Origin of the sequence: Rhodococcus sp. USK13, assembly GCF_018343855.1 — a bacterium.
Classification (GTDB): Bacteria; Actinomycetota; Actinomycetes; order Mycobacteriales; family Mycobacteriaceae; genus Rhodococcus_F; species Rhodococcus_F oxybenzonivorans.
Genome location: NZ_CP069242.1, coordinates 1,571,199 through 1,591,930 on the forward strand (window position 1 = coordinate 1,571,199; position 20,732 = coordinate 1,591,930).

The 20,732-nt window shown below is 64.0% G+C and carries 22 protein-coding genes; 7 read left to right on the forward strand and 15 right to left on the reverse strand.

Features of this window, described 5'->3' with window-relative positions; genetic code table 11:
- Positions 1-68: 68 nt before the first annotated feature.
- Both JQT59_RS10040 and JQT59_RS10045 read right to left on the reverse strand, forming a co-directional pair.
- The gene (locus JQT59_RS10040; protein ID WP_213576001.1) at positions 69-875 is read right to left on the reverse strand and encodes an enoyl-CoA hydratase-related protein; all 807 of its coding nucleotides are present in this window, start codon (positions 873-875) and stop codon (positions 69-71) included.
- Positions 876-1,238: 363 nt separating this feature from the next.
- Entirely contained in the window at positions 1,239-1,754 is a 516-nt protein-coding gene (locus JQT59_RS10045; protein WP_213576002.1) for a thioesterase family protein, read from the reverse strand.
- A 46-nt stretch (positions 1,755-1,800) separates the two neighbouring features.
- Between JQT59_RS10045 and JQT59_RS10050 the strand changes: the two genes are divergently transcribed.
- Entirely contained in the window at positions 1,801-2,352 is a 552-nt protein-coding gene (locus tag JQT59_RS10050; RefSeq protein WP_109334123.1) for a TetR/AcrR family transcriptional regulator, read from the forward strand.
- Between the two features lie 67 nt (positions 2,353-2,419).
- Here JQT59_RS10050 and JQT59_RS10055 read toward each other — a convergent pair whose 3' ends face one another.
- The 4 genes from JQT59_RS10055 to JQT59_RS10070 form a co-directional block, all read right to left on the reverse strand.
- Positions 2,420-3,436, reverse strand: coding sequence for an Rv3169 family protein (locus JQT59_RS10055; RefSeq protein WP_213576003.1), 1,017 nt, complete (start codon positions 3,434-3,436; stop codon positions 2,420-2,422).
- Positions 3,433-4,725, reverse strand: coding sequence for an MFS transporter (locus JQT59_RS10060; protein WP_213576004.1), 1,293 nt, complete (start codon positions 4,723-4,725; stop codon positions 3,433-3,435). Before JQT59_RS10060 ends, JQT59_RS10055 begins: the two co-directional genes overlap by 4 nt.
- A gap of 273 nt (positions 4,726-4,998) precedes the next feature.
- On the reverse strand, positions 4,999-5,709 hold the full coding sequence (locus JQT59_RS10065; RefSeq protein WP_213576005.1) for an SDR family NAD(P)-dependent oxidoreductase: 711 nt from the start codon (positions 5,707-5,709) through the stop codon (positions 4,999-5,001).
- Positions 5,710-5,827: 118 nt separating this feature from the next.
- Positions 5,828-6,748: an LLM class flavin-dependent oxidoreductase gene (locus tag JQT59_RS10070; RefSeq protein ID WP_213576006.1), complete on the reverse strand. Its 921-nt coding sequence runs from the start codon at positions 6,746-6,748 to the stop codon at positions 5,828-5,830.
- Positions 6,749-7,226: 478 nt separating this feature from the next.
- Between JQT59_RS10070 and JQT59_RS10075 the strand changes: the two genes are divergently transcribed.
- From JQT59_RS10075 to JQT59_RS10095, 5 genes are all read left to right on the forward strand, one after another.
- Positions 7,227-8,468: a phosphotransferase family protein gene (locus tag JQT59_RS10075; RefSeq protein ID WP_213576007.1), complete on the forward strand. Its 1,242-nt coding sequence runs from the start codon at positions 7,227-7,229 to the stop codon at positions 8,466-8,468.
- On the forward strand, positions 8,468-9,013 hold the full coding sequence (locus tag JQT59_RS10080) for a hypothetical protein (protein ID WP_213576008.1): 546 nt from the start codon (positions 8,468-8,470) through the stop codon (positions 9,011-9,013). The genes JQT59_RS10075 and JQT59_RS10080 overlap by 1 nt, the downstream gene beginning before the upstream one ends.
- Before the next feature lie 34 nt (positions 9,014-9,047).
- Positions 9,048-10,352 carry an MFS transporter gene (locus JQT59_RS10085; RefSeq protein ID WP_213576009.1) on the forward strand — a complete coding sequence of 435 codons (1,305 nt, stop codon included), beginning with the start codon at positions 9,048-9,050 and terminating at the stop codon, positions 10,350-10,352.
- Positions 10,353-10,385: 33 nt separating this feature from the next.
- On the forward strand, positions 10,386-11,399 hold the full coding sequence (locus JQT59_RS10090) for a DUF7064 domain-containing protein (RefSeq protein WP_213576010.1): 1,014 nt from the start codon (positions 10,386-10,388) through the stop codon (positions 11,397-11,399).
- Between the two features lie 110 nt (positions 11,400-11,509).
- Positions 11,510-12,271, forward strand: a complete 762-nt coding sequence (locus tag JQT59_RS10095; RefSeq protein ID WP_213576011.1) for an IclR family transcriptional regulator — start codon at positions 11,510-11,512, stop codon at positions 12,269-12,271.
- Between the two features lie 79 nt (positions 12,272-12,350).
- Here the strand turns inward: JQT59_RS10095 and dmpG are convergent, their stop codons facing one another.
- The 3 genes from dmpG to JQT59_RS10110 are packed head-to-tail and all read right to left on the reverse strand — an operon-like array spanning position 12,351 to position 15,141.
- Positions 12,351-13,361, reverse strand: coding sequence for a 4-hydroxy-2-oxovalerate aldolase (dmpG, locus tag JQT59_RS10100; RefSeq protein ID WP_213576012.1), 1,011 nt, complete (start codon positions 13,359-13,361; stop codon positions 12,351-12,353).
- Complete coding sequence (locus JQT59_RS10105) at positions 13,358-14,329, reverse strand: acetaldehyde dehydrogenase (acetylating) (protein ID WP_213576013.1); 972 nt, start codon at positions 14,327-14,329, stop codon at positions 13,358-13,360. Before JQT59_RS10105 ends, dmpG begins: the two co-directional genes overlap by 4 nt.
- A complete protein-coding gene (locus JQT59_RS10110; RefSeq protein WP_213576014.1) occupies positions 14,326-15,141 on the reverse strand; it encodes a 2-keto-4-pentenoate hydratase in 816 nt (271 codons plus the stop codon). The genes JQT59_RS10105 and JQT59_RS10110 overlap by 4 nt, the downstream gene beginning before the upstream one ends.
- 86 nt (positions 15,142-15,227) lie before the next feature.
- On the opposite strand from JQT59_RS10110, the gene JQT59_RS10115 reads away from it, so the two are divergent.
- Positions 15,228-16,013, forward strand: coding sequence for an IclR family transcriptional regulator (locus tag JQT59_RS10115; protein ID WP_213576015.1), 786 nt, complete (start codon positions 15,228-15,230; stop codon positions 16,011-16,013).
- A 67-nt stretch (positions 16,014-16,080) separates the two neighbouring features.
- On the opposite strand, the gene JQT59_RS10120 is transcribed toward JQT59_RS10115, so the two are convergent.
- The 6 genes from JQT59_RS10120 to JQT59_RS10145 form a co-directional block, all read right to left on the reverse strand.
- Positions 16,081-16,863, reverse strand: a complete 783-nt coding sequence (locus tag JQT59_RS10120) for an SDR family NAD(P)-dependent oxidoreductase (RefSeq protein WP_213576016.1) — start codon at positions 16,861-16,863, stop codon at positions 16,081-16,083.
- A 45-nt stretch (positions 16,864-16,908) separates the two neighbouring features.
- A complete protein-coding gene (locus JQT59_RS10125) occupies positions 16,909-17,232 on the reverse strand; it encodes a non-heme iron oxygenase ferredoxin subunit (protein WP_249354325.1) in 324 nt (107 codons plus the stop codon).
- Positions 17,233-17,329: 97 nt separating this feature from the next.
- Positions 17,330-17,833: an aromatic-ring-hydroxylating dioxygenase subunit beta gene (locus JQT59_RS10130; RefSeq protein WP_213576018.1), complete on the reverse strand. Its 504-nt coding sequence runs from the start codon at positions 17,831-17,833 to the stop codon at positions 17,330-17,332.
- Positions 17,834-17,882: 49 nt separating this feature from the next.
- Positions 17,883-19,196, reverse strand: coding sequence for an aromatic ring-hydroxylating oxygenase subunit alpha (locus JQT59_RS10135; protein ID WP_213576019.1), 1,314 nt, complete (start codon positions 19,194-19,196; stop codon positions 17,883-17,885).
- Between the two features lie 45 nt (positions 19,197-19,241).
- The gene (locus JQT59_RS10140; protein WP_213576020.1) at positions 19,242-19,520 is read right to left on the reverse strand and encodes a hypothetical protein; all 279 of its coding nucleotides are present in this window, start codon (positions 19,518-19,520) and stop codon (positions 19,242-19,244) included.
- Positions 19,521-19,531: 11 nt separating this feature from the next.
- Positions 19,532-20,725 (reverse strand): NAD(P)/FAD-dependent oxidoreductase, encoded by a 1,194-nt coding sequence (locus JQT59_RS10145; RefSeq protein WP_213576021.1) that lies wholly within the window; start codon positions 20,723-20,725, stop codon positions 19,532-19,534.
- Between the last annotated feature and the right edge of the window lie 7 nt (positions 20,726-20,732).

Below are 20,732 nucleotides of genomic sequence, written 5' to 3' on the forward strand. Positions count from 1 at the left end.
ACGGGTCCTGGGGAGTGAGTTGCCGGACGGCGGGGCGGAAGACAGCCCCGCCGTCCGGAAGTTCAGGGTCAGGCGCCGCGGAACTTGGAGAAGTCGGGCTTGCGCTTTTCGTTGAACGCGCTGATGCCCTCGATGGCCTCGGCGGACTCACCGAACAGCTTGAGGGTCGAGTAGGCCATGTTGCCCTGCGCGATGAAGTGCTCGGTGTCGGCGTTGAGGGACTGCTTGAGCACCTTCAGCGCCGTCGGTGAGAGCTGCAGGATCTCGTCGGCCCAAGCGCGGACCTCCGCACGCAGCTGGTCACCGGGCACCACCTTGTTGACCAGACCCCAGTCGAGGGCCTGCTCGGCGCTGTAGCGGCGGCAGAGGAACCAGATCTCCCGGGCACGCTTCTCGCCGATCGCTCGGGCCAGGTATCCGGTGCCGAGTCCGGCGTCGAACGATCCCACACGCGGACCGTTCTGGCCGAAGATGGCGTGGTCCGCGGCGATGGACAGGTCGCACAGCAGGTGCAGCACATGGCCGCCGCCGACTGCGACACCGTTGACCGCGGCGATCACAGGCTTGGGAACGTCCCGGAGGACGCGGTGCAGCGCCTCGACCTCGAACAGTCCGCTGTCGGACGGGCCGTAGTCGCCGGTCTCCATGCGCTGCTTCTGGTCGCCACCCGAGCAGAACGCCTTCTCGCCGGCTCCGGTCAGCGCGATCGCCCCGACCTCGGAGCTGCCCCACGCCTTCTTGAACGACTTCACCAACTCGTCGACGGTGCGCGCGCGGAACGCGTTGTACCGATCGGGCCGGTTGATCGTGATCCAGGCGAGTCCGTTCTCGACCTCGTACGTCACATCCGTGAAGTCACTCGTGAAGTCACTCATCGACCTGTTGGTCCTTTCGTGTTGCACGCGGAGCGGAGTCCGTCCGCGAATTCGCTTTGGTCTTACCTTATGACGAATGTAGCGCTGATAACGAGCGTTTTCAAGAGTGATGGCGAAAAAGGCTCTCACCTGCGACGATAATTTCTGATCTCTCTGCAAAAGGGGTAACACGGCCGGATGTTGATGGGTCCGCAGCCGGATCGCCGAGCTGTCGTCGGGTCGCGTCTTGCTGCAGCCGCGCATCTGCAGCCGCGCATGATGTCGGTAGACGCACCGGTTTTGGCCCCTAGAACGCGTGCGTGAACCGAGAAGATGGCGTCTGCCCCCGACGCTGTGAAAGGGGAGCTGCGTAAGGAATGTGGGTCAGGCGCGGGTTCGGATGCCCATTGCACCGCACACCGGGGCGGGCCAGTCGACGTCGGTGCGGTTGAGTTCCTGGTCGACGGCGGCCGCGACGTCGTCGGCGAAGGGCACGACCCGGCGGGTGGTGAGGTCGACGTGGGTCGCGGTGACCTCGAGTGTGCTCGCGAGGCGTTCGGTGGTGTCGTCGACGAGGAACGCCATGGCGTGGACGATCTTGTCGGAACGTTCGACGATTCGTGCGTGAACCGACACCTGGTCGGCGACGTGCACCTCCGCGTAATACCGGATGTGGTGCTCGGCGGTGAAGAAGCCCTGTTCCCGAGTAGCGCGATAATCGTCGGTGATACCCATTCTGTCGAACACGACGGCGATCGCCCGCGCCTCGAGATCGAAATAGTGGCGGATATTCATATGGCCGTTCTCGTCCTCGTAGGCGAACGGGATGGGCACCGGCCCACACTCGCGGGGCAGTGCTATCACCTGAACGTAGGAGGGGATTTCTGCTGGTGACGTCATCGACACATCATAACGATCGTTCACAGTCCGGTGCTAGAATGGCTCGGTGGACCGTAACCGTAAGATTCTCGACACTGCCGCAGAGCTTTTCTACGAGAAGGGATTTCACGGCACAAGTGTCGACGAATTGGGGTCGCGGGCCGGCCTGAGTGGCCCCGCAATCTACCGTCATTTCTCCGGCAAGGACGAGATCCTGGCTACTCTGTTCGGTGAGGCGATGGACGAGCTGATCGGCGCCACCGAGCCGGTACTCGACGACGCGGACCTCGATCTTCAGCGGATGATCCGTCATCATGCGCTCTTCGCGGCGAGGCACCGCCACCTTGTCAACGTCAGCCAGCGCGAAGACCGGTCGCTGGTCGATCCGTGGCGGAAGGCGATCAACCGCCGGCGTAAGCAGTACGTCCAGGGTTGGGAGACTGCGGTCGCGCGGGCGATCCCCGCCGCGTCACCGGCCGAGGTCTCCGTGGCCACCCAGTCGTGCTTGGGCATGATCTTCTCGATCGCGTACTGGCCCGCCAAGGTGACCCGTACGGCCGGGCTCGCCGACCACATGGTGCGAATGGCGACCGAGGGCCTGGACGCCTTCCGTCAATAGCGCTCTGCTCCCGAATAACACTGTCCCTGCACCTTTCGGTCGGTGCAGGGACAGTGGCCGGCGTGGGTCAGCGCGTCAGCGTGGCGCGGTAGGTGTACGACGACGATCGCGACAGGGCGAACTCGAAGATTCCGTAGCCGGTCTCCCCGTTCCATCCGAACGTGCAGCAACGGTCGGTGAGGGCGGAGTCGAGAGTCTTCGGGCCGACGGATCCGTCGAGGGGGTAGACGTCGAACTCTTCGTGGTCGCGACCACGGACCTTGCCGTGATGGCCGCCGTAGCCGCCGCCCGCCATATAACCGCCGCCGGCCGAGGCGTCCGAATCGATGCGGTAGGTCGCGCCGCGGGCAGTCACGACCTCCACCGTGCCACTGGCGAGGTCGTTGCCCGCGGTGAACACCAAGTCGTGCCGGACGTCGATGACGTCGTCGAGTCGTCCGTCGTCGTGCATGACGGCGCCCTCCAACAGGATTCGGCCGCCTTCGCGGTCCTCGACCAGCAAGAATCCGAACGTGCGGTCCGGGAACTGGGCCTGGTACCAGATATGTAGACCCTGGCCCCCGGACATCGTGCGTACCCCGCGAGAGCGGTCCCGCAGTCCGTACCAGCCCCCGACGTCGGTAGTGGTTCCGTCGAGGGTGAGCGTGCCCTCGTAGCGACCGGGCTGGAACAGATGATCGAAGGAGGTGACGTTCCCGTCGGTGTTCTCCACGTCCACCGACCCGAGCCAATACGGTGCGCGAGCCTGCCACAGCAGATTGAGTTCGAGTCCGGTCTTGTTCTCGCCGAGTTGGATTCGCCAGGTGCGATTGTTTTCGACCGTCTCCCACCTCAGTGGTCCGACGGAGGCGCCGTCGGTCTCGGAGTGTTCGGTGGAGTAGCGGAGATTGCGCTGCTCGGTCCCGGTGGTGAGAACGACGAAACCGTCCACGACGTTTCGCGGCGGATAGACGCCAGCACCGAGGATCACCGACGGCGCGGTATCTCCGTCCGGATGGAGATTGAACATGAATCGGTCGAAGAATTTCTCCGGCATGTCCTCAGTGGCGCGAGTCACCAAGGCGTCATGAAATCCGTCGGTCATACGTGCTCCTTTTCTTCGACGGTGACATTGTCGGCGCCGATCTCGCGATGGTCCAGGGTGAAGCGATAGGAACCCATCATCAGCAGGCAGGCGATGGCGATTCCGACCAGCACGATGATCGGCAGCGCGCCGGCACTGTAGGAACCGGTGGCGCTGTACACCTGTCCGAGCAGGAAGATGCCGAACGCCGACCCCTGCGCGTAGAGCAAGTAGATGAATCCCAGCACCCGGCCGTAGGAGTGCTTGGGGAAGTATCGGCTCACCATGTAGGCGGCGAGATCACCCTCGGACCCCAGGCCCAGGCCGATCAGAGCCGCGCCGACGAACAGCAGGCCGGTCTGCGACGACGAGATCATGACGAAGACCCCGACCCCGCACAGCGCGAAGATGATCGAGCCGATGGCAGGGGCGTAGAACCGGTCGAGCAGGTAGCCCACCAACAGTCGTGCAGCGATCGACGCCAGGCTCAGGACGGACAGAATGGAGACCGCAGTCCCCTGGCTGATGCCCTTGTCGGTGGTCATGGGCACGACCTGGGACATCAGGCCGAACGTTGCGGAGGAGACGAGGAAGATCGCGATGGACAGCAGCCAGAATTGCCGGTACTTCCTCGCCACGGTGAGTAGCGATTCTCCGGCCATCCGCCCCTCTGAACGCGCCGCCTTACGCTCGGCTTCGTGTTCGGCTGGCATCCGGGTGACGAACGCGTAGACCGAGGCCGGGATCACCGTGCAGAGGGTGCCGATGACCAGGAACGCCATGCGCCAGCCGCCGAACCCGAGCACCCAGTTGGCCAGATACGGCATGAGCACCCCGCACGAGCCGAGGCCGGCCATGAGAATGCCCAGCGCCATACCGCGACGGTCCTGGAACCACGCGCTCACCACGGTCGAGTGCGCCACCGGATTCACGGCGCCCGCTCCGGCGCCGATCACCACGCAGAGCAGATAGAACGCGAGCTGGTTGTTCGGCAGGACGGACATCAGCATCAAACCGATTCCGAATGCCAGCGACATCGGAACCGACGGGATCTTGGGACCGTACCGGTCGACGAGGAAGCCCAAGATGACGATGCTGATACCCACGAACACCGTTTCGATGGACAGACCGTTGCTGATGACGCTTCGTTCCCAGCCGAATTCCTCGGTCATCGGCTTGCCGAGGATGTTGAACAAGACATTCACCGCGGTCGTGCCGAACAACAGAGTCAGAAAGCCCGTCACTACATACCACCAGCGGTTCAGATGCCGCGTGGGCGCCTGCAACCCAGTCGTGCCGACTGCGCTCATGGAAGCTCCTGTCGATCGAAATCTGTAATGGGGGCGGGATGCCGCGGAGGAAGACCCCCTCCGGGTGGCGCCTGTCACAGATGACACCATATGGATAGTCCAATGTAAAGGACTGTCCAAAAGGGGTTACATGCGACGGCGCGGGAAGTCGAAGCGTCCTCCGAGTCGGGAACCGACGCGTGGGACGGTAGGAACGCCTGCAGTGGGTTAATCGGGGAACCCTGAGATCGCGGTAGAGCTCGTTCTATGACCGGTCAGCGTGCGCGCACTCCGTCAGTGCTGTGCAACCGAGGAGGTGACCGTTCGGGTGTTGAGACTGTCACCTGCATCGACGGTGAGGAACTGGCCGGTGACGCTGCGGGCGGTGGGGGAGGCGAAGAACGCGACGGCGTCGGCGATGTCGGCGGGGTCGACGAATCCGTTGGGCATCGACGCGAGCCAGGCGTCCTGGATGTCTTGCGGCATGGACAGAATTCCGGAACTGGCGGTCATTCCGGGCAGGACGGCGTTTGCGCTGATGCCCAAAGCGATGTTCTCTGCCGCGACCGTCTTGACCAGACCGAGCAACCCTGCCTTGGTGGTGCTGTACGACACCTGAGCCGGCATGCCCTGCGTGCCTGCGGTACTGGAGATGACAACGACGCGGCCATACCGTCGTTCGCGCATCCCGGGCAGGCACTGCTGAAGCAACCGGAATGTCCCGGTGAGGTTGACGTCGAGATCCTTCCGCCACTTGTCGATCGACATACTGTGTGCGGCCCCGAACATCGTCGTCACACCGGCATTCGCAACGTAGACGTCGATGTCGTCGAGCGGGGGCAGTTCGTCGGTGGACATGTCGGCCTGGTACGTGCACCCGGGTGCACGGTCGAGGGTAACCACCTCCATCCCATCGGCCTCGAGCCGGGCGACGATGGCTTTGCCGATTCCACCCTCACGCGCGGCACCGGTCACCAATGCCTTGCGGCGGTGCGGGTCGGTCATGCGGATCTCCGTTCGTCGGGAAGTGGAACCGTGTGTTCCTTCGTTTCGACGCAACGACTTTCCCTGTGTAGCGACGGATGGTCGCGTAGTCGTGGGACGAGTGGTGCTGTGTGCCCGGTCAGCTGTGATGCTCGAGCAGTAGTGCACGGACCGAGGCCGTGTGCTCGATCGCCGCTTCCATAGAGGTGGCTGCCGGGACCAGGGTGATGTTGTCGGCACCTGCCTCGACGAACGAGTTCAGCCACTCGGCCACTTGCTCGGATGTTCCGGAAGGTGCCAGGTGACGGAACTTGTCGCGCGGCAACTGATACAACGCCTGCATCTTCTCGCCCACCAGACGATCCGCAACATCGGCGTCGGTGTCGAGGCCACACCAGACGTTCACGCCGAACGAGTCGGGAGCGCGGTTCTCCCGTGCGGCGGCGTCAAGGATTGCGGTACGCGTCTCGGAGAACCGTCGCGGTGTGCAAAAGATTCCGAGCCAGCCGTCGCCGTAGCGGGCGGTGCGGCGAATGGCGGATTCACCTCGGCCGCCGATGAGGATCGGGACCGCGGGCCGCGGCGCCGGCAAGATTCGTGCCTGGTCGAGGGTAAAGAACTCACCGTGATGGGTGACCTCTTCACCGGTGAGAACGGCACGCAGAACCTCGAGGGTCTCGTCGAGCCGACGGCCGCGGGTGCTGGGGTCGACCCCGCTGTTCGAAATCTCGGATCGGTCCTCGCCGCCGACGCCGGCACCGACGACCAACCGTCCGGGCGCGATCTGCGAGAGCGTCGCGATCTGACGGGCGGCGAGCATCGGGTGCCGCAGGCCGAGCAGGTAGACACCGATGATCACCGACAGAGTGTCGTGGCTGGACAGCACGGTCGTGGCCGACACCATGCCGTCGAACCCGGTACCGCCGTGGAAGCTGATGTGGTCACCGACGGTGATGTGGTCGAGCCCGGCTTCGGCCGCGGAATCGAGAAGAAGCCGCCGATCTGCGGGTTTCGGGACGAGGAGTGCATCAGTGACCGACAACCCCACTCTGATCGACACGCTGATCTCCTCTCATGCGAATGGACTGACCATAAACTGCTCAGACGGCCGTTGCAAGGACCGCGATGATTTGCAGATAACGCTCCACGAGGGGTCGCCGATAGGCGTGCGGGGTGTATCGGCCGTCGATCCGACTCACTTCGGAGATCAGGCGGACGACACCAGAGTACTTCTTTACTTCGCACGCATGCTCCGTGTCATGTCCAGTTAAGGACTGCCGCTGGTGGATGCTCGCGGCGGAGCCCGTTCGTGATTACGCGAACCGGCGAGTTCCAATTGAGCTGCTGCCCTTCGGATTGGTGGAAGTGCCCGGTCTCCCATCTTCTGCACAGCAGAACCTTCTGTACCTGTGGGGCCGGTCACATTAGCGTTTCGTGTGTCGAGGCGATCACCGTCCGACTTGCAAGGCCAACTTCCCGGAGCCGAAACGCAGGTCTCCGATCACGGCGTTTCCCGCCCTGAGCGCGATGAGGAATTTATGAGTGCAACCGTCAATTGGGATCGGCACGCTCCCGTAGTGATCTCGGACGCCGATCGAGACGAACCCATGCCGGATCTCATCCAGCGGATTCGAGCGCGGTTTCCCACCGAAACCGAATACGACCGGATGCTTACGCGCAAAATGGAGCGCCGGACCGGGGCGGGATTTCGCAACTACGATCTCGGCCTCCTCGCGAAGGCACTCGAAGCCATGCTGCGAGACGTTCTACCGTCGAAATTCGAGATTCAGGACCTACGGTGGCTGACCGGTGGTGCCTCGAAGATCCAGGTGGGTTTTACTCTGACCTATGACGGTCCCGACGACGGTCCGGTCACCGAACACCTGGTGCTCCGTATGGAACCGCCGGAGTCTCTGAACGCCACGAGTCGGGTGCGCGAGTTCGAGGTCATCAACGCCCTCGCAGGAACAGTGCCTGTTCCTACAGTCCGCTGGGTCGACGAGGACGGTCGATGGTTCCCCGAACCCGCCCTCGTCTACACCTGGGTACCTGGATCTGCGAAGCCGAGTCGCGCGCAAAGCCGGATCGCCGGCATCGGCATCAACTACGGTGCCGATCTGCGGGCCGCGCTGGCGCCACAGTTCGTCGACCTCTTGGCGCGTATTCACACATTCGACCTGGAGTCGGTGTCGCTCGATCACTACGAATGGCCGAGCGTCGGCAGCAGCGAAAGTGCCCGATGGCAGGTGAACCGCGCTAGACGGGTGTGGGAGGAGGATCGCGGTGAAGATCTTCCGCTTCTCGATGTGGCAGCAGGGTGGCTCATGGACAACCTTCCGGCCCTCGACCATGTCAGTCTCGTCCACGGTGACTACCGCGGCGGGAACTTCCTGTTCGACGAAGACACCGGACGGATAACCGCAATCCTCGACTGGGAGCGCAGCTTCCTCGGTGATCGCCACCGAGACCTTGCGTGGGCAACGCTATACCCGTTCGGCCACCCGACCGAGGACGGCTCCGAATTCCTGGCTACAGGGCTGCTGCCGACCACCGCCTTCTTCGAACGGTACGAGAAGGCGTCGGGCTTGACCGTCGATCCCGAGAAGTTGACTTTCTACCGGATCTTGAACGAGTACCAGTCGGTCGTCACCGCCCTGGGGTCGGCTTACCGCGTTTCGAAGCTTGGAAAGACACATCAGGACGTACTGCTGACTGGGCTCGAGGCGACCGGATACCTGATGGCTCTTCAACTCGGTAAGGATCTCGAGGAGGTTTTGTGATGGTGAACAAATCTGCGAACACGTTCGAAGCCGCCTCTCGCTCGCTGCGCCTGACGGTCACGCCGGCGTTGGGTGGCTCGAACTCGCTGGCCGCCGAGCAGGTACGGGTGATCACCGGCGTTCTCGATTTCTATCGAGACCGGGCGCAATACGAGTATCCACGGAAGCTGTACGAGTTTCGGACGTATCGCGTTCTGGCAGAGTGCCTCAGTTGCTATGACGTCGAGCATGGCGCGCGAGTCCGGCTCGCCGATGTACTCGAGGAAGCTTATGCCGCTGAGCAAGTCGCGATTCCGGAGTATGGACTTCTTGATCGGGTGACAGACTCTCTGACGCGAGCGATTTCCGACTTCGTGAGATCTGCACACACCTCCGATTCGGGCATTTTCGCCGAGGTCTCTCGGCTCGTTCTCGACCATTCGCGACCGCTCGTCGAGATGCAGCGGTCGTGGTTTCTTCCCCAGGGAGTCGATCCGGACCCGGATGCAGTTCCGCCCCTGAGCTCCCTACTCGGCACCCCGATAGCCACGAACAGTGCGCACTAGCCCCGTCGTTCATACGCATGCATCAGGAGGAGATATGCCATCAGCGGTGATCACCACACCCGATAGTACGGTCGCGACCGCTGTTCGCCGGCGAGCGATCGTGGCTGCCAGCTTCGGAACCTTCGTCGAGTATTACGATTTCGTCATCTACGGCTATGTGGCGACGTTCATCGCCCAGGCATTCTTCCCGACCGGGAACTCGTTCGTGAGCCTGCTGCTGACGTTCGGCGCGTTCGCGGTGAGCTTCCTGGCCCGTCCACTCGGTGCGGTGATTTTCGCACCGTTGGGGGACCGGTACGGCCGGCGGACCGTCCTTTCCGTCGTCATTCTCTTGATGACGCTCGCGACGGCTGGAATCGGGGTCCTGCCGACGTACTACCAGATCGGTGTCGCGGCACCGATTCTGCTGATGATATTGCGCCTCGTACAGGGTATTTCTGCGGGCGGTGAGTTCGGGGGAGCCGCCTCGCTGGTTGCGGAGTTCGCACCGCCGTCCCGGCGGGGGTTCTTCGTCGGGTTTATCTCACTGACCGTGGGTGGGGCGATGTTGTTCGGATCGGGGACGGCGATGGTGCTGACCCGGACACTGTCGGCCGAGTCGATGTCGCAGTGGGGGTGGCGGTTACCATTGCTGATGTCGCTGCCGCTGGGGCTGATCGGTTTGTACATCCGATTCAAGCTGGAGGAGACACCGGCGTTCACCGCGCTGTCCCGGGAAGGTGGCGTGCAGAAGTCGCCGCTGTTGACCACGCTGCGCCGAGACTACCGTTCTGTTCTGATCGGGATCGGCATCGCGGCGACGAACTCGTGCATGATGGCGTTGTACTTCATCTACTTACCCTCCGCGTTGAAGGAATTCACGGACTTCTCGTCTGCGGATGCTCAACTGATCACCTTCGTCGGCCTGGTCGCCTACTGCACCGCCGTCTTACCGTTTGCGCGACTGTCGGACCGGGTGGGCCGGATCCCGCTCCTGTTCGCCTCCTCGGCAACGTTGATCGTGCTGATTTACCCGTCCCTCGTGCTTCTGTCTAGTGGGGTGCTTGCCCTTGCGGTTGCCGCAATGGTGGTTGTCACCCCGGTGGTTGCGGCGAACATCGCCGCGGTGACCCCACTGCTGTCGGAAATGTTTGCGACCGACACCCGATACACGGGACTGTCGCTTGGATGGCAGACGGCCACAACGATATTCGCGGGTCCGACGCCGATCATCCTTGCGGCCATCGCCGGACTCGGTGGGGCGACCGCACCGTCCTTCTACGCGATCGGTGTCGTTGCCATCACTGTCGTCGCCGGCGTTATCGCTGCCCGGACCTTGGCGAAACCCCGATCCAACTGACCGAACGACCGACAACTGAGGAGTGAAACGACAATGGCATTCGATGCTCAGCACTTCGAATATCAGAACCCGCCCGAGGCAGACTACTTGTGGGTCGAGACGATCCTATTCCCGATCGTGGTTCCGGAGGCCGATCTCTATGCATTGATCTACACGAACGTGCGCCCTGGCCTAGGAGTGATGTGGAACCAGGTAATGGTCTGCGGATCGCTTACCGATACTCGTGCGGAACTACTGCACTACAACGAGAATCCGCATCTACCCGCGCCGGTGCGATTCAGTCGGATCGACTCTCCGATCGGCCTGTCGATCGATGCGGTGGACGCCCCGCGTAAGTTCCGGATCGACTACGTTGCGGACGACGGCACGGAGATTCACGTCGACTGGACGAATTTGATGGACCCATTCGACATTCACGATCCGACGCACAGCCCCCAGGCGGGTTCGGTCCTCGATATCCACGCAGACTTGGAGTCAGGGAAGAAGCAGGTCGTGGGTCATGCGGACGCGACTGGACGGGCGACCGGCACGATGATCGTCAGAGGTCGGGAGTACGTTGTCGATTCCATCGAGCGCATGGATCGCAGTTGGGGTCCCCGCGATCCGATGAAGGCCGGCAAGCCGAATCACATCGTCTCCGCAACCTTCGGGGAGGACCTGGCCTTTCACATGATCTGCCCGTGGAGCCCCGAGACGGCGAATCCGGACGCGTTCCAGCTTTCGCACGGGTACGTCATGGAGAACGGAGAGGTGTACGGCCTCACCGACCAGCTCGAGATGACCAGCAACCACCTCGGGATGGTGTGTACCGGCATTGATATGACCGTCACAGACGTGCGCGGGAAGAAATTCCGGCTCCAGGCCACGCCGCATGTCGGTGCACCCTGGATTGCGGCGCCGACCGCGATGGTGCACAACGCGTTGATGAAGTGGACGTGCTCGGGCAGGGACGGTTACGGGGTAGTCATGAGCACTCGGCACCTGTCCGAGTTAAACCAGAAGTTCGGGCGGTTCCAGTCAGACACGCGGGGGCTTGTCAATGTCTGAGTGGAGCGGGTAGAGCGAGGGCCGGAGACCCGCACGCAGGCATTTCGGGCGGAGCGATGTCGGACTATCATCCCGGTATGAAGACGAGGCCGATCAGTAAGCCGACTTATATGATCGAGTCTGTCCACAACGCGCTTCTGCTCCTGAACGCCGTCCGAGACCACGGCAGCCTCCGGCTCAAAGATGCAGCCGAGGAGATCGGGGTGGCCGAATCGACCGCTCACCGGCTCTTGGCCATGCTGATCTACCACGGCTTTGTCGTCCAGGACGAGTCTCGACGGTACCTTCCAGGTCCGTCGATAGGGGTCGGCCCCACAGGCTCGTCTTGGACTCGAACGTTCCGCGATGCTTGCCTCGAGCCGATGAACCAATTGTCCTCTTGCACCGGCGAGACAGTAAATCTCGTGGTTCGTACCGGAGTCGAGTCCCGTGTGATCGGTACCGTCGAATCCGAGAAACTGCTCAGGGTCGGAAACCGTCAAGGACATGTGCCGCTAGCGCGGATGTCTGCCGGAGGCAAGATTTTGCTTGCCCAACTCGACGAGGATGCGCTCGCCCAGCTATACCGTTCGGATTACGCTCTCGCGCCCGATCACATGTCGGCCGCAGAGTTCGAACTACTTCAGAAGGAGCTGCGGACGATAGTCGAGAACGGTTATGCGACAGCGGTCGACTCCGTAGAGGTCGGACTTTCCTCTGTGGCAATCTGTTTGCGTAACGGCGATGGAGCGGTCCTCGGGGCACTGGTCGTCGCGATGCCGACAATCCGATTCCACGCCGCTCTCGGGTCCGGTCTCGTCGCACAGATGCGAGCGACCGCTCGGAGGATTTCCCCTGCGATCAGTGAGATCCGTCCGTCGGACGACAACTGAAGGGCGCGTCCGTGAACGATATCGCTCGCGACATACGTGCACGGCAGCGCGAGACGATCTCCGTCATGACGAACCCGCCCTACAGGGCCGTCATGTCGAGGGCGATGTCGGTGATCATGTCTTCCTGTCCGCCGACGAGTCCGCGTTTGCCGACTTCTTGGAGGATGGTGCGGACGTCGATTCCGTATTGCTTCGCGGCGGTTTCGGCGTGGCGGAGGAAGCTGGAGTAGACGCCGGCGTAGCCGAGGGTGAGGGTTTCTCGGTCCACGCGCACGGGCCGGTCCTGGAGGGGGCGAACCAGGTCGTCGGCGGCGTCTTGGAGGGCGAACAGGTCGCAGCGGTGTTTCCACCTTTGGAGATTGGCGACGGCGATGAATGCCTCGAGTGGGCAGTTGCCGGCGCCCGCGCCGTGCCCGGCGAGGGATGCGTCGACGCGGGTGACGCCTTCTTCGACGGCGACGACGCTGTTGGCCACCGACAGCGAGAGGTTCTCGTGGGCGTGGATACCGATCTGGGTGCCGGGGTCGAGAATGTTCCGGTAGGCGCGGACGCGTTCACGGACACCGTCCATGGTGAGCCGGCCTCCCGAGTCGGTGACGTAAACGCATTGCGCCCCATACGATTCCATCAGCTTCGCCTGCTTGGCGAGGTCGTCGGCGGAGCTCATGTGACTCATCATCAAGAATCCGGAGACGTCCATGCCGAGCTCGCGCGCCTTGGCGATGTGCTGGGCGGACACGTCCGCCTCGGTGCAGTGCGTGGCGATGCGGATGGAGCGCACCCCGAGCTGGTAGGCGTGTTCGAGTTCGGCGATGGTGCCGATGCCGGGCAGCAGCAGCGTGGTCAGGGTGGCGTGGGTCAGGTTGTCGGCGGCGGCCTCGATCCATTCCCAGTCGGTGTGGGAGCCGGGCCCGTAGTTGAGGGAGCCGCCGGCGAGACCGTCACCGTGGGCGACTTCGATCGCGTCGACCCCGGCGGCGTCGAGGGCGGCGACGATGCGGCCGACGTCGTCGGGGGTGATGCGGTGCCGGACGGCGTGCATGCCGTCGCGGAGGGTGACGTCCTGGATGTAGAGCTGGGGAGTGGTCACGAGCGGGCCTCCGCGGGAATCGTGTTCTGAATGCGTCGGGCGATGGACTCAGCGGTGCGCAGGGCCGCGGAGGTCATGATGTCGAGGTTGCCGGCGTAGGCGGGCAGGTAGTGGGCGGCGCCCTCGACCTCGAGGAAGATCGACACCTTGGTGGTGACCGGGCCGGCGCCGTCTGGCAGCAGGGTATGCACGGGTTCCCCGTCGGGAATCGGGGTGAACTGGACGTCTTGTTTGAGCCGGTAGCCGGGGACGTACTCGGCGACCCGGGCGGCCATCTCCGCGACAGACGCGCGGATCGCGTCGTGATCGGCGTCGCCGATCAGGGCGAAGACGGTGTCCCGCATCAACAGGGGTGGTTCGGCGGGGTTGAGGATGATCACGGCCTTGCCGCGGGCGGCGCCGCCGACCTGTTCGATGGCGTGCGAGGTGGTTTCGGTGAATTCGTCGATGTTCGCGCGGGTGCCGGGGCCGGCGGATTTGGAGGCGATGGACGCGACGATCTCGGCGTAGGCGACCGGGGTGACCGAGGAGACGGCCGCGACCATGGGGATGGTGGCCTGCCCGCCGCAGGTGACCATGTTGACGTTGTCGACGTCACCGTCGAGGTGCTGCTCGAGGTTGACCGGCGGCACCACGTACGGGCCGAGCGCGGCGGGGGTGAGGTCCACCAGCTTCTTCCCGTAGGGGGCGAGGGCGGCGGCGTTGGCCCGGTGCGCCCCGGCGGAGGTGGCGTCGAAGACGATGGCGATGTCGGCGAAGGTGTCGAGGCCGATCAGGCCGTCGATGCCGTCGGCGGTGGTCGGGACGTTCAGTCGGGCGGCGCGGGCGAGTCCGTCGGAAGCCGGGTCGATGCCGACCATGGCGCCCATCTCGAGGATGTCGGAGTTGCGGATCACCTTGATCATCAGGTCGGTGCCGATATTGCCGGATCCGATGATCGCGACCTTGATCTTGGGGGTGTCGGTCATGAGTGGGTGTCCTTCGAGAAGGTGGCGGTGACGGTGCCGAGGGTGGAAAGTTCGGCGCGGACGGTGGTGCCGGGTGGGGTGGGGACCATCGGGCCGAGGGCCCCGGAGAGGATGACCTGCCCGGCACGCAGGGGCTGGCCGTAGTCGCGGGCGGTGCGGGCGAGCCAGGAGAGGGCTTCGAGGGGGTCACCGAGGCAGGCGGCGCCGGTGCCCTCGGACACCAGTTCCTCGCCGGAGAACAGGCGCATGGACACCTCACGCGGCTCGAAATCGTCTAGCGTGAGCCAGTTCTCACCGAGGACGTAGAGTCCGGAGGAGCCGTTGTCGGCGACGGTGTCGGTGATGGTGATGTCCCAGTCGGCGATGCGGGAGTCGACGATCTCCAACGCTGCTGCGGCACGGGCGACGGCGCAGCGCACCTGGGCGAGGCCGAGGTCGCCGTCGACGAGATCGGCACCGAGTTCGAACGCGATCTCGGCCTCGGCTTTCGGTTGAAGCAACCGGCTACTCGGCACCTCGGGTAAGCCGGTGACGTCCATGTCGGCGAACAGCACACCGAAATCGGGTTGATTCACCCCGAGCTGTTGTTGCACCGCGGGGGAGGTGAGGCCGATCTTCCGGCCGGTGATGGTGCCGCCGGCGGCTACCCGGTCGTCGGTCAACCGCTGCTGGACCGCGTAGGCGGAGTCGATATCGGTGACTCCGAGTAAGTCCCGCACGGGTGCGCACGGTCGGGCGGTTGCGGCCGCAAGGCGGGCGGCCGCGTCCAGGATCGACGAACTTCGTCGAGTGGTGGGCGTGATAGCTGACATCAGTGTCCTCCGATTGCTTTCGCTCGTGGGATTCGGACGGCGCGTGTGGCTTGTACTGTGCCGGGCCGGATGGTGATACTCAACGAGTGAGTCCCGTAGAACGGAACACTTCGCCGGCCGGTGGCGAGCCGACGTCGGTGGTCCGGCGGATGTCGGATCTGTTCGCCGCATTCGGCCCCACCGACACCGCGCTGGGTGTGAACGAACTGACCCGGCGGACCGGGATACCGAAGGCGACGGTGTCGCGGCTGGTGAAGGAGATGGAAGGCGTCGGGTTCCTCGAACGTCGGGGTGTCAAGGTGGGGCTCGGCCTGCGGCTGTTCGAGCTCGGCGAACGGGCCTCACGCCGCCGGTCGGTCCGTGAGGTGGCGCTGCCGTTCCTCGCCGATCTGCGGGAGGCGACGCGGCAGACCGTGCATCTGGCGATCCTCGACGGCACCGAGGTGGTCTACGTCGAGATACTTCCCGGGCGGGACGCACCGTGGCTGCCGTCCGGTGTGGGTAGCCGTCTACCCGCGCACGCCACGGGGGTGGGCAAGGCGTTGCTTTCGGGATCACCGCCGCAGGTGCTCGCCGAGGTACTCGCGGCCGGCCTGGTCCGGGTGGGTCCACGCACCATCACCTCGCCCGGACCGCTGGTGCGGCAGCTGCGCCGCATAGCCTCGAGCGGCATCGCCTACGAGCACGAGGAGTCAGCGCCCGGCGTCGCCTGCGTCGCCAGCGCCGTCCGCATTGACGAGGGTCCACCGGTGGCCGCCGTTTCCGCGTCCGGATGGATCGGCAAGGTCGACATCCGACGCGTCGGACCGGCCGTGCATACCACCGCCCTGAGCATTACCCGTGCGCTCACCGACGCCAGGGATCGGGAATAAGGCGGCTGATGCACTGATCGCCGTCCTCCCCGCTGCGCTCCAAAGGCACGTCCACCGCTGGGACGTGTCACAGCATGGAACTGCCGCCGTTCACGCTGATCACCTGACCCGTCACGTAGGACGCTTCCTCGGACGCGACGAAGGCAACTGTGGCCGCTACTTCTTCGACCGTTCCTGGACGATCCATCGGAATGAGGTTGCGCATCTGGGCGCCGAATATCGCCATGTCGTCTTTCACCTCGGGCGGTGCGGAGGCCAACTTGGCGGCGGCCTCCGGCGTCTCGATCCACGCCGGAGCGACCGTGTTGACGGTGATTCCGTAATCCGCGAACTCACGCGCGAGTCCGGTTCCGAATGCATGAACTCCACCCTTAGCCGCGTTGTAGATCGCGTGCCGGTACAGACCATTGCGTACGGATTCGGCTCCTATGTGCACGATTCGGCCGTAACCGGCGTCCACCATGTGGGGTAGTGCCTCGAGCGTGGTGTACAGGGTCGTCCAGAGGTTGCGGTCGATGGTGGCCCGTAAGGTTTCCTCGGTGTGGTCGAACGTGGGAAGGATGACGCCGCCGCCAGCGCAATTCACGAGCACGTCTATCGCGCCGCGTTCGGTGACTGTCCGACGGATGAGGTCGGCGGCATCCTCTCGTTGCGAGAGGTCTCCGACCACGGTGGTCACCGACGCCGCGTTGCCGGGCCGAATGTGTTCGGCCACCGCCTCTACTGCTTCCGCACTGAGGTCTCCTAGGACGAGATCGGCGCCCTCGTCCGCCAATCGCATGGCGATGGCGCGGCCGATGCCGCTGCCTGCGCCGGTGACAACCGCGGTCCGGCCTTTGAACCTGTTCATGTGGTGGTACTACCTTCCGCTGGAATGCGCTGGGCGCGAGCGTGTTCAGTCGTTGTTCGGGGATATGTACACCCGGCCGTCGGTTACGACGGTTCGGTACTTCTTCAGTGCGAGAACCGCGGGAAAGCACAGGGGTGCACCGGTGCGGACGTCGAACCGGGCCATGTGGAGCGTGCAGAGCACCTCGTGCCCCTCGAGTTCGCCCTCCTCGCCGAGCGACCACTTCTCGTGGCTGCACGAGTCGGATGTCGCGAAGAACTCGCCGTCGACGCGGTAGACGGCGATCCCACCTTCGGCGTCCAAGCGTAGGGTTTCGCCGTCGGCCAGATCCTCCTCGTTGCACGCGAAGATCAGTGCTTCGGTGGACATTTCCGGTGTCATGGTCGGACCTCTCGTAAAGCGCGGATGCGGGATCGCCGTTTCGCCGGCGGTGTCGATTCGTGGGTGGCGTACGGTGTGATTCGTTTTAGATGATGAAGCTGATCTTGCCCTGGGGATCGAGCATGTCGTGAGCGAGAACGGCCCGTTTCCTGCGGATCAGGAAGGAGGAACCGTGAGGGGTCAAGTCGTAGTCGTAGCGACCGACGTATGTGTCGAACTTGCCGGCTTTCGCGCGGCTGATGATGAAATTGGCTGTGACGGAGATCGACTCGTTGCTCTGCGTCAGGATTCGCACATTGCCGACGATCCGACTGGTCTGTGAATGGGGAAATTCGGCATGCGCTTCCGGCTTCTTCAGACGAATCACCCTCTGCTCGAGCATGGTGCGACCGTCGTGGATGAGTGACCACGTGAGACCGGGGTCCGCGTCCGGCCGGTCCGTGGCGGGCACTTCGTACGTGCAGTCGAGTGTGAACAGGTCGAGCCACTCCTCGAGTCGCCATTCGTCGATCAGGCCGGCTTCGTGGAACAGGAATTCCTCGACGGCGTTACGCGTCGTGATGGTTGGTGTCTCTGACACGGAAGTCATTGGGGTGTCCTTTTGAGGTGACTGGCGGATAGGCTCTTATCGAACGAGGTCAGGCATCGGCAGCCTGCTTGTCGAAGGGAACGAACGAGGTGCCTTCGGTGGGGAGTTGCTGTCCGGTGACGCGCCGGTTCCATTCCCGCCACCAGGACCGCATCTGCAGTTCGTCGTTGGCCGCAGGCACGGGCTTGCCCATTCCCTTCGACACGTCGGACCAGCCGACCTCGCCGCGTGCGCCGAACCCCTTCTGCGCCTGTTCGAGGGCCTCGACGTCGTCGGGGGTCGCGAGACCCGCCGGTCCCCAGAAAGTGAGTGCATTGTTGATGCGGTATCTGACGAACTCCTCGTCGACACCCTTGGGGATGATCTGCCAACCGGTGACGAGTGTCTCCGATGCACTCACCGGGTAGAACGTGCGCAGCGTCAAACCGAAGCTGAGATCGATCAGGATGAGGCTGGGGAAGAACACCGAATTTCGCGCCAAGCCGAACATCGCGTTGGCATAGTTCTCACCGAAGGACTGTTCGGCCTGCGACCGCAGGCCGGCGAGGGTCCGCTTGACACTGTCGGTGGCCAGGGGTAGTCCGTTGGCCGGATACATCAATGTTGCGTGCCCGTTGGGGAATTCGGTACCCATACCGGCCGGCGCCACACCGTTGACGGTCTCCTTGCCCAGCATCGGTGGTGTGGCACCGAGCTCCATCATCATTTCGAAGTAGGTGTGGTGAACGGACTTGGCGTGATATCCGTCGATACTGTTCTCGACGAGGAGCTTCCAGTTGGCTTTGAGCGAGTACTTGTGTGTTCCCTCCAGGATCGCGACGCCTTCGGGGGACTGGTTGGCTGCCAGATCGATGAAATAGCGGGCGTCGCCGAGGTACGTCAGCAGATCAGGCGCGTCGGGATCGAAGTTCACGAAGTAGAGCCCGCGGTAGGAGTCCACCTGGGCGGGCGACTGGAGACCCTTGTACACCGCTGCCGGCTCGCTCTTGTAGTCCTCGTTGCCGGGCACATTGACCAACTCGCCCGAGTTCCGGTACGCCCAGCCGTGGTAGAAGCAGGTGAAAATTTTGGCGTTGCCGGAGCTGTGCCGGCAGACGGAGGATCCCCTGTGCAGGCAGGTGTTGAGCAGCACCCGGACATCACCGTGGCGGTCGCGGTTGAAGATCACCGGTCGGCCGCCGACGTCCCGGGTCTGGAAGTCGTTCTTGCCGGGAATTTCGGATTCGTGTCCGACGTAGAGCCACGTCTTGTCGAAGATCTCTTTGCGCTCGCGCTGCAGCACCTCCTCGGAAGTGAAGGCTTCGCGGTTGACCCGGAAGAGGTGGTTGTCGCGGTCGTCGATGATGAATTGCTCTGCGGTCATGGGATGATCCGTTCTGATGAGTGCGGGCCGCGCCGGCGGCGTGTATTAGTGGTGGTCGGCGACGCTGGGATCGGTCATGGCGAGGTCCCGGAAGAGCCAACTGTCGGGATCGGAGCCGGTGGCCGGGACGACCAGCACGGCCGTGGGACCGATTGCCATCCAGTTCCGTCCGTCGTCGTCCGGTTCCGCGGGCAGAATCTCTATGGTCGTGAAGACTTCGTTGCTCAGGTCGTGCGTCCCGATGATCACGTTGACCTTGCAGCCCTCGGTCTCGATATGAAGGATCTTGTCCGGACCGTCCTTGAAATGCTGGATCTGACGCATGGGTGCCTCCTTTATCGGGCGGGGATCTGGCCGCCGACGAGGTCCTCGAGACTCCCGCCGCGACGGTGGTTCTTGCGAAACGCAGCGACTGCTCTGGCGTCGTTGACGCTGACCTGGGCGATCGGTTTGTGGTCGGCGTCGGTGTAGACGGCACGGAAGCGGCCCTCCGCGATCGATCCCTCGCGATGGGCGAGTTCACCGAGCGAGGGCCTCCCGACTATCTGGATCCGGGAGCCGTACTGGTCCGACCACACGTACGGAAGCTGGGCCGCAGGAGGTTCCGCACCTGTCACGATCGCTGCGACCGCATCGGCCTGTTCGCCGGCACTGGTCCAGTGCTCGATTCGCGCCCGGACGCCGAGCAGCGGGTGTCGATGCAGGGCGAGGTCGCCGATGGCGAAGATCGACGGGAAACCTTCGACTTCGAAGAGGTCGCCGCAGTGCACCCCGCCGTCGATGGGAAGCCGACTGCCCGCGAGCCACTGGGTGTTCGGTGCTGCGCCTACGCCGACGACGACGAGGTCCGCCGGTACCTCGCTTCCGTCGGCAAGGACGACGCCCTCGACGTGCTCACTGCCGCGGAAACGCTCCACCCGCGCTCCGGCGACGAGCTGGGCACCGCCCAGCGCGTGGATCGAGGAGATCTCGCGTCCGACCTCGTCGCCGAGAACCTGACTCATCGGGATCTCGAGTGCCTCGATCAGGGTGACGTCGAGGCCGCGCCCACGCGCCGCGGATGCGAATTCGGCGCCGATGAATCCGGCGCCCACCACGGCCACCCGCGGCCTGCTGGCGAGAGCTTCTCTCAGAGCCGTCGCGTCGTCGAGCGTTCGCAGCGTGTGAACCCCCGGTACGGCAGGAATGGGGAGGGACCGCGCATGAGCGCCGGTAGCGATCACCAACTGCTCGTACGAGAACTCGTCGCCGGTGTGGGTGACCACCACCCGCCGTGCCGGGTCCAGAGCGGTCGCTCGCACGCCCAGCCGGACGTCGAGGGCGAACTCCGCTGCGAGCTCCGGTGTGAGGAGCCGCGGAACGTCCGGATCAGGTCCCTCGGCCAGGAGGTCCTTGGACAGAGGGGGTTTGTCGTACGGCCAGTGCTCTTCGCTCTCGAGGAGCACTATGTGCCCGGCGAAGCCGCGCTGCCGCAAAGCGATTGCTGTTCGAGTGCCTGCAACTGAGGCGCCGACGATCAGGAAGGACATACTCGAA

Coding starts and splice junctions, on each gene's coding strand:
- JQT59_RS10040 (WP_213576001.1), bottom strand. CDS start 875: ATGAGTGACTTCACGAGTGACTTCACGGATGTGACGTACGAGGTCGAG.
- JQT59_RS10045 (WP_213576002.1), bottom strand. CDS start 1,754: ATGACGTCACCAGCAGAAATCCCCTCCTACGTTCAGGTGATAGCACTG.
- JQT59_RS10055 (WP_213576003.1), bottom strand. CDS start 3,436: ATGACCGACGGATTTCATGACGCCTTGGTGACTCGCGCCACTGAGGAC.
- JQT59_RS10060 (WP_213576004.1), bottom strand. CDS start 4,725: ATGAGCGCAGTCGGCACGACTGGGTTGCAGGCGCCCACGCGGCATCTG.
- JQT59_RS10065 (WP_213576005.1), bottom strand. CDS start 5,709: ATGACCGACCCGCACCGCCGCAAGGCATTGGTGACCGGTGCCGCGCGT.
- JQT59_RS10075 (WP_213576007.1), top strand. CDS start 7,227: ATGAGTGCAACCGTCAATTGGGATCGGCACGCTCCCGTAGTGATCTCG.
- JQT59_RS10080 (WP_213576008.1), top strand. CDS start 8,468: ATGGTGAACAAATCTGCGAACACGTTCGAAGCCGCCTCTCGCTCGCTG.
- JQT59_RS10085 (WP_213576009.1), top strand. CDS start 9,048: ATGCCATCAGCGGTGATCACCACACCCGATAGTACGGTCGCGACCGCT.
- JQT59_RS10090 (WP_213576010.1), top strand. CDS start 10,386: ATGGCATTCGATGCTCAGCACTTCGAATATCAGAACCCGCCCGAGGCA.
- JQT59_RS10095 (WP_213576011.1), top strand. CDS start 11,510: ATGATCGAGTCTGTCCACAACGCGCTTCTGCTCCTGAACGCCGTCCGA.
- JQT59_RS10105 (WP_213576013.1), bottom strand. CDS start 14,329: ATGACCGACACCCCCAAGATCAAGGTCGCGATCATCGGATCCGGCAAT.
- JQT59_RS10110 (WP_213576014.1), bottom strand. CDS start 15,141: ATGTCAGCTATCACGCCCACCACTCGACGAAGTTCGTCGATCCTGGAC.
- JQT59_RS10120 (WP_213576016.1), bottom strand. CDS start 16,863: ATGAACAGGTTCAAAGGCCGGACCGCGGTTGTCACCGGCGCAGGCAGC.
- JQT59_RS10125 (WP_249354325.1), bottom strand. CDS start 17,232: ATGTCCACCGAAGCACTGATCTTCGCGTGCAACGAGGAGGATCTGGCC.
- JQT59_RS10130 (WP_213576018.1), bottom strand. CDS start 17,833: ATGACTTCCGTGTCAGAGACACCAACCATCACGACGCGTAACGCCGTC.
- JQT59_RS10135 (WP_213576019.1), bottom strand. CDS start 19,196: ATGACCGCAGAGCAATTCATCATCGACGACCGCGACAACCACCTCTTC.
- JQT59_RS10140 (WP_213576020.1), bottom strand. CDS start 19,520: ATGCGTCAGATCCAGCATTTCAAGGACGGTCCGGACAAGATCCTTCAT.
- JQT59_RS10145 (WP_213576021.1), bottom strand. CDS start 20,725: ATGTCCTTCCTGATCGTCGGCGCCTCAGTTGCAGGCACTCGAACAGCA.